This is a genomic window from Adhaeribacter arboris (genome assembly GCF_003023845.1).
In the GTDB taxonomy this organism is placed as follows: domain Bacteria; phylum Bacteroidota; class Bacteroidia; order Cytophagales; family Hymenobacteraceae; genus Adhaeribacter; species Adhaeribacter arboris.
In genome coordinates this window covers 3,114,701-3,127,878 of the sequence record NZ_PYFT01000001.1, presented here as the reverse complement: position 1 = coordinate 3,127,878, position 13,178 = coordinate 3,114,701, and the positions used below count along the sequence as shown (strand labels likewise).

13 protein-coding genes are annotated in these 13,178 nt (G+C 41.9%); 11 read left to right on the top strand and 2 right to left on the bottom strand.

The features are described 5' to 3' along the window. The first annotated feature begins 102 nt into the window (after window positions 1-102). The 3 genes from queA (at window position 103) to AHMF7605_RS30940 (ending at window position 1,927) form a co-directional block, all read left to right on the top strand. Window positions 103-1,149, top strand: coding sequence for a tRNA preQ1(34) S-adenosylmethionine ribosyltransferase-isomerase QueA (gene queA / locus AHMF7605_RS12985; RefSeq protein ID WP_106929964.1), 1,047 nt, complete (start codon window positions 103-105; stop codon window positions 1,147-1,149). A 95-nt stretch (window positions 1,150-1,244) separates the two neighbouring features. Then, window positions 1,245-1,553: an IspD/TarI family cytidylyltransferase gene (locus tag AHMF7605_RS30945; RefSeq protein WP_317046529.1), complete on the top strand. Its 309-nt coding sequence runs from the start codon at window positions 1,245-1,247 to the stop codon at window positions 1,551-1,553. Window positions 1,554-1,594: 41 nt separating this feature from the next. Then, entirely contained in the window at window positions 1,595-1,927 is a 333-nt protein-coding gene (locus AHMF7605_RS30940; protein ID WP_317046575.1) for an IspD/TarI family cytidylyltransferase, read from the top strand. A 209-nt stretch (window positions 1,928-2,136) separates the two neighbouring features. On the opposite strand, the gene dinB is transcribed toward AHMF7605_RS30940, so the two are convergent. After that, the gene (gene dinB, locus AHMF7605_RS12975) at window positions 2,137-3,219 is read right to left on the bottom strand and encodes a DNA polymerase IV (protein ID WP_106929962.1); all 1,083 of its coding nucleotides are present in this window, start codon (window positions 3,217-3,219) and stop codon (window positions 2,137-2,139) included. A gap of 334 nt (window positions 3,220-3,553) precedes the next feature. Here dinB and AHMF7605_RS12970 point away from each other — a divergent pair, with 334 nt between their 5' ends. The 4 genes from AHMF7605_RS12970 (at window position 3,554) to AHMF7605_RS12955 (ending at window position 7,500) form a co-directional block, all read left to right on the top strand. Further along, window positions 3,554-5,359, top strand: a complete 1,806-nt coding sequence (locus tag AHMF7605_RS12970) for a MutS family DNA mismatch repair protein (RefSeq protein ID WP_106929960.1) — start codon at window positions 3,554-3,556, stop codon at window positions 5,357-5,359. 77 nt (window positions 5,360-5,436) lie between these two features. After that, on the top strand, window positions 5,437-5,997 hold the full coding sequence (locus tag AHMF7605_RS12965; RefSeq protein ID WP_106929958.1) for a hypothetical protein: 561 nt from the start codon (window positions 5,437-5,439) through the stop codon (window positions 5,995-5,997). A gap of 125 nt (window positions 5,998-6,122) precedes the next feature. Next, window positions 6,123-6,365 carry a hypothetical protein gene (locus tag AHMF7605_RS12960; RefSeq protein ID WP_106929955.1) on the top strand — a complete coding sequence of 81 codons (243 nt, stop codon included), beginning with the start codon at window positions 6,123-6,125 and terminating at the stop codon, window positions 6,363-6,365. An 82-nt stretch (window positions 6,366-6,447) separates the two neighbouring features. Next, entirely contained in the window at window positions 6,448-7,500 is a 1,053-nt protein-coding gene (locus AHMF7605_RS12955; protein ID WP_106929953.1) for an SHOCT domain-containing protein, read from the top strand. A gap of 372 nt (window positions 7,501-7,872) precedes the next feature. Here AHMF7605_RS12955 and AHMF7605_RS12950 read toward each other — a convergent pair whose 3' ends face one another. Continuing rightward, complete coding sequence (locus tag AHMF7605_RS12950; protein WP_233219037.1) at window positions 7,873-9,006, bottom strand: hypothetical protein; 1,134 nt, start codon at window positions 9,004-9,006, stop codon at window positions 7,873-7,875. A gap of 161 nt (window positions 9,007-9,167) precedes the next feature. Between AHMF7605_RS12950 and recA the strand changes: the two genes are divergently transcribed. The 4 genes from recA (at window position 9,168) to AHMF7605_RS12930 (ending at window position 13,112) form a co-directional block, all read left to right on the top strand. Beyond that, window positions 9,168-10,202, top strand: a complete 1,035-nt coding sequence (recA, locus tag AHMF7605_RS12945; protein WP_106929951.1) for a recombinase RecA — start codon at window positions 9,168-9,170, stop codon at window positions 10,200-10,202. Window positions 10,203-10,367: 165 nt separating this feature from the next. After that, complete coding sequence (locus AHMF7605_RS12940; protein WP_106929949.1) at window positions 10,368-11,165, top strand: DUF3108 domain-containing protein; 798 nt, start codon at window positions 10,368-10,370, stop codon at window positions 11,163-11,165. Window positions 11,166-11,361: 196 nt separating this feature from the next. Then, complete coding sequence (locus tag AHMF7605_RS12935) at window positions 11,362-12,054, top strand: response regulator transcription factor (RefSeq protein ID WP_233219036.1); 693 nt, start codon at window positions 11,362-11,364, stop codon at window positions 12,052-12,054. 5 nt (window positions 12,055-12,059) lie between these two features. Next, window positions 12,060-13,112: a sensor histidine kinase gene (locus AHMF7605_RS12930; protein WP_106929947.1), complete on the top strand. Its 1,053-nt coding sequence runs from the start codon at window positions 12,060-12,062 to the stop codon at window positions 13,110-13,112. Window positions 13,113-13,178: the final 66 nt, after the last annotated feature.

Here is a 13,178-nt window from a genome sequence, read left to right as displayed (position 1 = left end):
AGTAATTTTTCTAAAAATACTAATAATTGCCGCAAACCTACTAACTTTGCGCCTCGTTTTTAAAATTTAATACCGTAATATTAGATAGTATAATTAGTAAATATGAAGCTCTCTGAATTTAAATTTGACTTGCCCGCTAATCTTTTGGCCATGCACCCGGCCAAAGAACGCGACGAAGCCCGCATGCTAGTGGTTCACCGTGATAGCGGCAAGATGGAACATAAAATATTTAAAGATATTTTAAATTATTTTAATGACGGCGACGCTATGGTAATTAATGATACCAAAGTGTTTCCGGCCCGGATGTACGGTAACAAAGAAAAAACCGGTGCCAAAATAGAAGTATTTTTACTGCGGGAGTTAAATAAAGACATTCACTTGTGGGATGTTTTAGTAGATCCGGCCCGCAAAATCCGGGTAGGTAATAAATTATATTTTGGCGAAAGTGATTTGGTAGCGGAAGTAATTGACAATACCACCTCGCGGGGGCGTACCATTAAATTTTTGTTCGATGGTACCGACGAAGAATTTTATAAAACCATTAATGAATTAGGCGAAACTCCCCTGCCCAAATACATTAAGCGCGAAGCGCAACCCGAAGATCGCGAACGCTATCAAACCGTTTATGCCAAGCACGTTGGTGCCGTAGCTGCTCCCACTGCCGGTCTTCATTTTACAAAAGAAGTTTTAAAACGCCTGGAGTTTAAAGGCGTAAATGTAACTCCCGTTACCTTGCACGTGGGTTTAGGAACTTTCCGCCCGGTAGACGTAGAAGATTTGACGAAGCATAAAATGGACTCGGAAAGTTTTATTGTTCCCGAGGAAACCGCGCTCTTAGTAAACCAAGCGCTGGATAATAAAAAACGGGTATGCTCGATAGGTACTACTACTTTGCGGGCGCTGGAATCGTCGGTATCGGCCAACGGCCGCTTGAAGCCGAATGAGGGTTGGACCGATAAGTTTATTTTTCCGCCGCACGATTTCCGGATTGCGAATGCTCTGCTTACTAACTTCCACATGCCCGAGTCTACCTTACTCATGATGACCGCCGCTTTTGGTGGTTACGAATTGATTATGGAAGCCTACAATGTAGCCGTAAAAGAAAAATATAACTTCTTCAGCTACGGCGATGCCATGTTGATTGTTTAATGCGTTAGTAGTTAGATACTAACAAACAGATTCTAAAAGTTTAACCCGCTGGACATTTAGTACCGGCGGGTTTTTTGTTTGTTTATATTTGCATTATGTCAGGTATAACTTCTGAATACGCTATTCTGGTGGCCGGCGGCTCGGGCACCCGCATGCAAAGTCAAGTGCCTAAACAGTTTATTTCTATCGGTGGACAACCCATTTTAATGCACACCATTAAAAGGTTTTTTGCCTATAATGCACAGATAAGGTTGATTTTGGTGTTACCGACCGAGCAGATTTTGCTCTGGCAGCAACTTTGCGCCGAACACGCTTTTTTCTTACCGCACCAGGTAGTAACGGGTGGAAATTCCCGGTTTGCTTCCGTTAAGAATGGTTTAGCCGTTATTTCGGGGGAGGGGTAGTCGCCGTTCACGATGGCGTTCGTCCGTTTGCTCCGGTTTCCATTATCCGGGAAGCCTTTGCGGTAGCCACCAAAAAAGGAAATGCGGTAGTGGCCGTGCCTTTAAAAGAATCTATCCGGATAGTAAGTGAAAATGGCAGTGAAGCACTCGACCGCAATCAGTACCGGCTCGTGCAAACACCCCAATGTTTCCAACTTTCTTTGCTCCGCCAAGCTTACCAGTTACCAGAAGAATCCTCTTTCACCGATGATGCCTCGGTAGTAGAACGGTTAGGCGAAAAGATTTATCTGGTACCCGGAGCTTACGAAAACCTGAAAATTACTACCCCCGAAGATTTATTATGGGCCGAAAGTTTTTTGCGGTTAGGCAACTAGAAGCGCGGATTAAACGGATTACGCGAATTTTTTATCATATAAAATTATAAACTATCTTTTTAGAAAAATAAGGTGAAGAAATAGAAAATTGGGTAAGAAAAAGGATAATTCAAGCTGTTAACCTTTCTCTTTTAAAAGCCATTCTTTTATCATAAAACTATTTCAAAATATAATCTGCGAAATCCGAGTAATCCGCAAAAATCCGCGATTCAGAAATCAAAAGTAAGCTGATGGGAGGCAGGCTGATCCTGCGGATAAAGTAAATTTGAAACCGAGATGCCTAGTAACCGCACCGGAAACAGCGGCAGGGCTGGAGTACGGAGCAATTCGCGGGAAATTGTAAATAATGCGTCGGCGGAGTTTAGGTAATTAAGTAGGGTTTTACTGCGAGTTTGGAGGGTAAAATCGAAATACTTTAGCTTTACAGTTACGGTTTTAGCCGAAGTTTGCAAGCGAGCCATGTCTTGGGCTACTTCCTGCGCCAGAAAATGTAATCGCTCCAGTAAATCTTCTTCTTCCACTAAATCTACGTCGAAAGTGCGCTCGGCCCCAATGGATTTACGAATGCGATGCGGTTGTACGGGCCGGTCGTCTTGCACGCGGGCAATGCGATAATAATAAAGACCGGTTTTGCCGAAATGCCGGACCAATTCTTCTTCGGAGCGTTCCCGTAAATCGGCACCGGTGTTGATGCCCAATTGCTGCATTTTAGCGGCCGTTACTTTGCCAATACCGTGAAATTTATCAATGGATAAACTGGCTACTAAAGCATCAGCTTTATCGGGCGTAACAAGGGTAAAACCGTTTGGTTTGTTCAGGTCGGAGGCAATTTTAGCCAGAAACTTATTGAAAGATACTCCAGCTGAAGCCGTAAGACCTGTTTCCGCCAGAATGGTAGCCTTTATTTCTTTCGCGATAATAGTGGCTGAAGGCATACCTATTTTGTTTTCCGTTACATCAAGGTAGGCTTCGTCGAGGGAAAGAGGTTCTACCAAGTCGGTATAACGGTAAAAAATCTCGCGAATCTGACGTGATACGGCGCTGTATACGTCAAACCGGGGCTTTATAAAAATTAATTGCGGGCATTTCTGAGCCGCTATGCGCGAAGCTAAAGCCGAATGTACCCCAAATTTGCGGGCTTCGTAACTGGCTGCCGCTACCACCCCGCGCGCCCGGGAGCCTCCCACGGCCACGGGTTTTCCGCGTAATTCCGGGTGGTCGCGCTGCTCCACCGACGCAAAAAATGCATCCATATCAATATGAATAATTTTCCGGATAGCAGAACTCAAAATTAATTAATGTAGCGGGTTTGAATAAGTAAATATAAGCTACAATTAGATTACAAAAGAATTTGCCTCTGTGTTTTGCCAGTAATTTTAATTAATGATGGGCTAAAAAGTTTAAAATAGAGGCAACCGAGGAAGAGCATCTGGAATCTATAAGTTAAACTTTAGAGCAACGAGAAATTAGCCTTAAATTTTCTAAAATAATGTTTCTAATTACAACCTGTTAATCAAGGCTTAATAAAAACAATTCTACGAAAGTATTTACCCGGAAGAACTTTCCCTTGTTGCTCGGTTTCTTTCGCGAAAGTGTTGTTACTTTGTGCGCAAAACAATCTCCGGAATGATACAGCCATTACCGCCCGAAATTTTTAAAAATTTAGCCGAAGAAAATAGAAAACAAGAACTGCTTTATAAAAACAAATGCAGCCAGGTTGGTTGGTTGCGGCTAACATTATTTATTGCGGGAGTAAGTACTGTTATTTATTTGTTCCGGCAAGATTTAAATTCTGCGGCCTGGGTAAGTTTACTTTTATTTTACATTGTATTTATAGTAGTAATGCGCTGGCACCAGCGGCTCCGGTATACCCAGCACCATCATAGTTTTTTAAAACGGATTAATAACGAAGAAACGGATCGGTTGCAAGGTAAATTATTAGCTTTTGATGCCGGCGAACGTTACGCTAATCCGCAACATTTATACACCTCCGATTTAGATATTTTTGGGAAGCATTCTTTGTTTCAGTTATTAATCCGGGCCGTAACTTTTATTGGTAAAGATAAACTGGCTAACTGGTTACAAACTCCCGCTAAGGCAGAGGTAATTCTGGAACGGCAAGCGGCCGTAGCCGAATTAGCTCCTCAACTCTCCTGGCGGCAAGAGCTACAGGCTAAAGCCATGCATTACAAACAAGACCGGCAGGATTCTTCGTCTTTCTTCGAATGGTTACACGCCCCGGATTTTTACCGCAATAAACTCTGGCTGAAAATCTTAATTTTTGTTTTACCTGCCTTAACCTTCGGAACAGTTATAGCCTGGTGGCTGGATGAGATAAGTGGTTATTTCGTGATTGGGTTAATGTTGGTCCAGTATGTATTAAATATTCGTTATGCCCTTTTCCGGGAACAATACTACGAGCAAAGCAGCGGCATGTACGAAATACTCAAAAGTTATACTGTCCTGCTCACGCACATCGAAACGCATTCGTTTCAAGCTAAAAAATTAGTGGAACTGCAACAACAACTGCGCATTAAACAAAAAACGGCCTCGGAATATTTTAACGAGTTAGCTTCTATTATTGAATACATTTCGGCCCGTTTAAATGTGTACATGAATCTGCTGCTGAACAGTACCTTAATGTGGGATTATTTCTGGATGTACCGGCTGGAAAAATGGAAAAAAACCATGGCTACTAACCTGGAACCCGTTTTACAAGTAGTGGCGGAAACCGAAACCCTGGCGAGCTTGGCGGCATTTCAATACGCAAACCCTTCGTATACACTGCCTGAGTTAAGTCCGCAAGCATTTGAGGTGCAAGCCGAAGAGTTGGGGCATCCGCTTATTTTTGTAGTTAACCGCGTTACTAATAATTTATCTATGGCGGGACCAGGACAAACCTTGATTATTACGGGTTCTAACATGTCGGGTAAAAGTACATTCCTGCGAACGGTAGCCATTAATTTGGTACTAGCCTTTGCCGGATCAGCGGTTTGTGCCCGGCGTTTCCGCGCGTTTCCGGCCCAGGTGTATACCGCTATGCGTACCGAAGATAACCTGGCCGAAAGTACTTCCTCGTTTTACGCCGAACTAAAACGTTTAAAAATGCTGATTGATTTAACGGCTACCGGCACGGCTATTTATTATTTTCTGGATGAGATTTTAAAAGGAACCAATTCCCGCGACCGACACTTGGGAGCGCAAGCTTTAATCCGCCAATTGCATCAGCAAAATGCTTCGGGTTTAGTTTCCACCCACGATTTAGAGTTGGGAAATATGGAAGAAGAAAATCCCGATTATATTCAAAATTATTCGTTTAACAGCACCATTGAGGAAGATAAAATTTTATTCGATTATAAGTTGCATCCTGGGGTTTGTAATAGCTTTAATGCCAGTAAATTAATGCAGCAAATGGGCATTCAAATGGAATAAAATTAAAAATTAAGATTGCTACTGTTTCCATTCTGGTTATGCTAACCAATTAAAAGAACTTTCTAATTATACGAATTATGGCTAAAGTTTTAGGGTTACTCGCCATTGGGTTATTTTTTGGCAATACAATTTGCTTTAGCCAAACTGCTGATTCTACCCAGGTTTTATCACCGGAGAAAACGACTTCCGCCGAGGTAAAGTATTATTTGGTATTAGATAAACCAGGCAAAGTAAGCCGCATCCGTTTTTACACGGGTAATAAAATTAATTTTAAGTTAACCGGGGAAAAACAGCGTTATTCGGGGCAAATTACCAACATTAAAAAGTATTCTATAGTTATGTGGGATGCGGAAATTCCGTTGCGGGATATTCGGAAGATACGAATGGCAAGTACCAGTACGGTTTCTTCCGGGGTTCAGTTTTTAGGCCGTCTTCTGAAAAATGGCGGTTTATTTTTCTCGGTAGTGGGAGGGGGGAATTACCTGTTAGATAAAGAGCCGGGCGATAACACGTTAACTTTTTTAAAATACACGTTGGGCGCTTTCGTGGCTGGGCAATTGTTAACGCATACCAGCCGTAGCCGAACCTACAAAATCAACGAAAATCACCGACTAAAAACCATCGAACAGTTCTGGTAGCGGAAGGTAGTAGATTTTACGTTTGAGAAATATTGAGTAAATAAAAATAGTAGCAGATAGTTCCGGTAATTAGTACAAGCTTTGTAAACGTACCACGTATAACCTAAAACTTAATACTTATTAAAATGCGCGTAGTTGCTGAAATACCTCATGCCTCATTTAAAATAACTGTTTTTTCCTGGAACGGGAAATACCTTATTAAACTGGAAAGAGGGCCCTATGAACAAACTTATAAAATAAGCGAGATGGATGTGCTGGGCGATGAAGGCTTGAAGCAAATTCTCGATGAAACTTTTATAAACGAAGCCGTAGGCTTGTTTCAGCAGATGCACCAAAACTTAATGGCCGCCCAAGAGCGGGCAGAATAAAGAATCGTTTTTAGATCGATTGTGTATCTGAAAAAAGATTATTACTCGTAAAAGCTATTATACGAACGGAAATTTAAAAAACATGAATAACGAAAATTCCACGATCCGATCGCTGAACGAACTTAAAACATTATTCGACTCGGGTGCCATTACGGCGGAGGAATACGATGCACTTAAGAAACGCATTATTTTTGGCAACTCTACTCCCGAATCGCCAGCAACGGAACCAGTAGCGCCGGTCGTATCTTCTTCGCCGCAATCGGTAAATCCCATTGAGACTAAAGTAATTTATCCTACCCGTCCGGAAACTCCCGAACCACCCGTAGCAACCCCGCCGGTTGTAGAACAAAATACCTATGACGAAGAAGGTGAGTCGCCGATGGGGGTAAAACCCGTTCCTAAAAAGGACTGGCTATTAATTTCGTTGGCTGTTTTAGGAGCTTTGTTATTACTGGGTTTGCTGGCGTATCAATTCTTTAATAAACCCCAATCGGAACGTTTAACCAGTAAATCGGGACCGGACACCGAAGAGGTAATACCCGCTGATGTTACCCAGGAAGATTCTCCTGTTGATTCAACGGCCACTTTCACCGACCGCGCCGATCGAATTCCGGTGGCCGGTGCCGATAGTACGGCTACTACGCCGACTGCTTCTGCTCCGGAATCTGCTAATGAGGTTGTAACAACACCTGCGGAAGCATCTAATACTGCCCCTACGGGATTGCTAACCGATAAAGATGAAGTTATCCGGAAGGCTCAGGAACAGTTAAATGCTTATTACAATGATATGCAGTCGGCGCCTTTTGAAGCAGCTAATTATTTTGCTCCGCAAGTGGAACGGTACTATACTTTAACGAACACTACTCCGGCAGCCATAAACGAAAATATAAATACGTACCACTTTCCGGAATTTTTAAACGGGCAAAGCAGCATTCAGGAAGGTTCTATGGCAGTAGTTAGTATTGGTAATAATAGTTACGAACTAACTTACCTGGAAAACGGATCGGCGTTCCGGAAATCAAAAAATCAAAAACAAGAAACAAAGGCAGCCGTGCGCGTTCGCTTTAACCCGGATTTTAAAATAACCTATTTCCGGCAAGAACAACTCCTAGAAAACCGGTTTATTACGGAGTAAGTAGAAAGTTTTACGTTATAGGTTACACGTTTCCAGAGATGTATTCCTCCGTTACTTACGTAAATTCAGGGTAGTTTACTTTGAGTTCCTCCTTAATCAAACAAAAGGAACTGTTAATATTCTTATTCTATTATTTGGCAAAACAGTAACAAGAATAAATTACCCCAGTTTGGCTATAGAGGGCCTTCTAAGGTTCCAGTCTCGACGCCTGTTGGGATTCCGACGTTAGGAGGAAAGATAGCTTAGACCGCCCGAGAGAGCCAAACGAGGCCCGTCGGCCACGAGGCAATCAGGGTACTCTTAAAACTGCGTCAGAACCATTGCCTGGAAACTTGAAAAGTCTCCAAAGAACTAAAGTTAACTTTAAACAATCTATTGCTTTACCTTACTAACAAATAAATCCGTGTTGTAGTGAATATAAAAGCCGTTGGAAAACTCAAATTTTGGGTTCTGAAAATCGTATATCGGCTCGAAACGGATAGATAAAAACAAGTTATCCAGCAGCTTAATATCCGTTATAATACGTAGAATCAATAATTCTCGGTCTGGTTCCAAGTAACTAGGATGCAGAAACGACGTGGTGGCCGACTGAAATAAACGTCCGCCTTTTTCAGCTACGTAATCTTGTCCGTGCCAATAGCTGAGCATTACGTTAGCTAACTTGGTTTGTACGCCCGCGTTTAAATACAAGCCGTGGCCTTGCTCAAACGCTAATTGCGGCACATTCGAAAATTCTTTATTTACCACGTAATAGTTTTTGGTATAAAGGCTTTGCCAGAATGTAGTGTGCAGTTTTTTCTCCAGATTAAAGCCGGTAGTCCCGTTAAAAACGGTAAGTAAAGGCAAGTCGCTGGAATCAATCTGGCCACCTTTGTGCTGAGCGGTAAATTGCACGGGTAAACCCAATCGCCAGCCATTCTCGGTTTGCCATAAGGTATGTTCCAGTGTTAAACCGCCGGCAATTTCTTCCCGGAACGGATCGCGGGGGTAAATCATGCGCTCCCAGTCAATCCAAGCATCGAGTTTGGTGCGATCGCGGGTTAAAAGAAACTGAACGCCGGTTTCTAAGTTATCATTAATTACTTTCTCAAAATCGTAGAGTGGTTCAATATAGCCGTGGTTTAAATTTCCTTCGAGGTTGCCAAACAGCAAAGCATAATTCTTCTTTTGCACTTTTAAAGTAAAGGTGGGGCGTATTTGCGTAAATCGGTTATTACCGAAATCTTGCCAGAGAAAAACGCCTCCTTCCAGCCGCACAAATTCTGCCGGAAAGTAAACCAGCTTTGGATTTAAGTGATAGCCGAATAAAGTATACCCATCGGCAATAGCGTTAAAATATTCGTTGTTACGCGTAAATCCAAAAGCATTCAGGCCAATCCGGAAGTTTTGGTTATATTCGGGTTTTACCGCCAAACGGTATTCAAGAGCTGAATTGTCTAATTGGGCGTATACTTGGCTGACTATCAGTAAGCTGAGAAGAAAAGAAAAAAACGGGTATTTATACATAAAATAGTGCAGGTAAATGGCACAAAAAGCGACTGTAATCTGTTTAAATGAAACCTTCCTAATAGCGAAAAAGCAGGGCAATATACCCCTCGAAATGCTTGCAAGTTGGCGCAAAAAATCTTAATTTCACCTAAAAATAAGCAATTATTAAAACCACTAATATGAGTGCAAACAACGAAAAATTAAAAGCTCTCCAGTTAACCATGGACAAACTCGACAAAACCTTTGGTAAAGGTACTGTTATGAGATTGAGCGATAATAAAGTAGAAGATATTCCGGCTATCTCCACAGGCTCCCTTGGACTGGATATTGCTTTAGGAATCGGGGGCCTGCCCCGGGGCCGCGTTGTAGAGATATACGGTCCGGAATCGTCCGGTAAAACAACCTTAACCTTACATTGTATTGCCGAAGCACAAAAGAAAGGTGGCTTAGCGGCTTTTATTGACGCCGAACATGCTTTCGACCGCGCCTACGCCGAGAAATTGGGTATTGATACCACTAACTTACTTATCTCGCAGCCCGATAATGGGGAACAAGCCTTAGAAATTGCCGATCATTTAATATCTTCCGGCGCTATTGATATTATTGTTATTGACTCCGTGGCTGCGCTGGTACCAAAAGGCGAACTGGAAGGTGATATGGGCGACAGCAAAATGGGTTTACAGGCCCGTTTAATGAGCCAGGCCCTTCGAAAATTGACCGGTACCATTAACAAAACCGGTTGCTGCTGTATTTTTATTAACCAGCTGCGCGAGAAAATCGGGGTTATGTTCGGTAACCCTGAAACTACTACTGGGGGTAACGCGCTTAAATTCTATGCTTCGGTACGTTTAGATATTCGCCGGATTGGTCAGATTAAAGAAGGTGCCGATAATGTTACCGGTAACCGCACCAAAGTTAAAGTAGTTAAAAATAAAGTAGCGCCGCCGTTTAAAGTAGTAGAGTTTGACATTATGTACGGCGAGGGTATCTCTAAAGTAGGTGAAATCCTTGACTTAGGCGTAGAGTTAAGCATTATTCAAAAATCTGGTTCCTGGTTCTCGTATAACGGGGAAAAGTTAGGCCAGGGACGCGATGCGGTGAAGAACTTATTACTCGATAATGAAGGCCTAATGGAAGAAATTGAAACCAAAATCCGTAGTATGGTAAAAGGCGAACCCGAAAAAGTAGCCGCTGCCTTAATGGGTGATGAGTAATAAATTTTAACTCTCTACAAGGAAAAGGTGCCAATTATGGCACCTTTTTTTATGAATTTAAGTATGGTAAACCAATACGAACGAGCAAAATTCGTTATACATTTACCAGTAATTTGTAAAAATAATACTTAGCTAAAGCTACTGGTATATTATATTCCGGCTTTTATGAATAAAATTTACTTGGCTGTTATTATGGTATTCCTGATTATTTCTGGCTTCGTAATACAGCAACCCCTCGAACTACCGGCAGAGCGACCAAGTTTTACTACCGGCGAAACGTTAAAATACAAAGTACATTATGGTTTAATCAATGCGGCCGAAGCAGAAATAGAAATTGCCCCCGACATTCATCGAGTGAACGACCGGCCTTGCTATAGGGCCAATGTATTTGGTAAAACCGTTGGTTCTTTTGATTTTTTTATTCGCATTCGCGATACCTGGCGGTCGTACATTGATACTAGCTTAATGGTGCCTCAAAAGTATCATCGTAATGTAGAAGAAGGAAAATACCGGAAAAAAGAGAATGTAACTTTTAACCACAATGTGCATACCGCTCTGGTAGAAACAAAGCAAGTTCTAAATTTAAAAGTGCCGGATAGGGTACAGGACGTGGTGAGCGGTTTCTATTATTTGCGTACCTTAAACCTGGATCGCTATCGGGTAGGGGATGTAATCCGGATAAAAGGTTATTTTTATAAAAAAGTGTACGACATGCAAGTGGTATACAAGGGCCGTGAAACGGTGGAGACCAAAGCTGGTACTTTTAGAGCTTTCAAACTAGTGCCTAAAATGCCCGATACCGATTTATTTGCGGGAGAAAATTCGGTAAGCGTTTATCTATCGGATGATAAAAATAAAATTCCGGTTTTGATAAAGGCCGAATTATTGGTGGGAGCTGTGAAAGTAGATTTATACGAATATAGTGGTTTAAAATATCGTTTAAACCTGGCCCGCAACGAATAATATAGACGATTGGAATACTTTTTATGGGTAGAATTTGTGGGCTTTCCTGTCAAAAATATAAGTACTTCGTCCGGTTGTACTAAAATTAACGATTTCTCTTATCTTTGTTTCGAAATCAGAGACTACCTGTTTTAAATATTAAATTTATTCTCACCCCTTACTTGTTAAAACAACCACTTACTTAACCAATAAAGACGTGCAGAATACAAATCAGTATAAAATTATGGTAGTCGACGACGATCCGGATATTACCGAATTGTTGCAATACAATTTAGCCAAAGAAGGTTACGAAGTTGCTTGTGCTGAAAATGGCAAAGAAGCCTTGGATACCGCTGCTAAATTTAATCCGGATATTATCTTAATGGATGTAATGATGCCGGTTATGGATGGAATTACCGCTTGCCGGCAATTACGCGAAAAGTTGGAATTTCGGGATACCTACATTTTATTTTTAACCGCCCGTTCCGAAGAATTTTCTGAAATAGCCGCCTTTGATGCCGGAGCGGATGATTTTATTACGAAACCAATTAAGCCCAGGGCATTATTAAGTCGTTTAGCTGCTCACGTTCGGCGCGATAATCAGCAAACCGGTGACGATCACCAGGTAATTGAAATCGGCAATATTCGCATCGATCGTACTAGTTTTTCGGTATTTAAAGGCGACGAACGCATTACCTTACCGAAAAAAGAATTTGAGTTACTTTCCTTTCTGGCTGCCACTCCCAACAAAGTATTTAACCGCGAAGAGCTCTTAAATAATGTGTGGGGTACCGATGTGTACGTTATTGCCCGCACCGTAGACGTTCACATCCGGAAGGTTCGCGAAAAAATTGGGGAAGATCATATAAAAACAATTAAAGGCGTCGGTTATAAGTTTAACACCGATTAAAATATATGGGCTTTTCTTCCCGCACCATTGCTCTTCTAATTTCGGGAGCAGTAGCATTGGTTATTGCCGCGGGCTTACTCTTTGGTCCTTACCTTCCTTTTCGGGCGCGGGTCCTTACCTTGGCTATTGCTTTTTCGGCCTGCTTTTTACTTATCTACTTTTCTTTTGAAATTTTAATTTTTAAAGAAATTAATAATATCTACGCCGGTTTAGAGCACATTAAGCGCAAAGAGTTTCGGAGGATGAGTAATAAATTTCTGTTTCGGCCCGATCCGTTAAAACGGATTAAGGACGAAATATTGTTTATGGCCGAACAAAAGCAAAAAGAAATTGACGAACTGAAACGATTACAGGTACTTCGCCGCGAATTTTTAGCGGATGTATCGCACGAGTTGAAAACCCCCATTTTTGCGGCCCAAGGCTTTATTCACACCTTACTGGATGGCGCCATGGACGATGAAAACGTACGCGATAAATTTCTGCAGAAAGCTGCCAAAAGTTTAGATGGATTGGATGCTTTGGTGCAGGACTTAATCAGTATTTCGCAACTCGAAAAAGGAGTAGTGAAGATGAATAAGCACGCCATGGACCTGCTTACGCTTTGCCGGGAAGTTTTTGATGAACTGGATGCGAAAGCCCAAGCCCGAAAAATAACACTACACCTGCAACATAACGGTCATCAGCAAATAATGGTTTACGCCGATCGTAACCGCATTAAACAAGTTCTCATTAATTTAGTGGATAATGCTATTAAATACGGCAGCGAAAACGGGAATATTTGGGTAGCTCTGCTCGATGGGAAACGGAAAGTATTAGTTACCGTTGCCGACGATGGTCCGGGTATTGGCAAAGAACACCAACTTCGGATTTTTGAACGATTTTACCGCATCGATAAAAGCCGTTCCCGCGATAGCGGCGGTTCTGGTTTAGGTTTAGCTATTTCGAAGCACATTATAGAAGCGCACCGCTCTACCATAATGGTTAGCAGTGAATTGGGGAAGGGTACGTCGCTTAAATTTAAATTATCTAAACCAAAGGCTAAATTACCCGTAACCTAATGCTTATTTGTAAAAGCGGAGCCGATAATAAAAACAAAACCAAAAAGCTACTCTACAAACAATTAC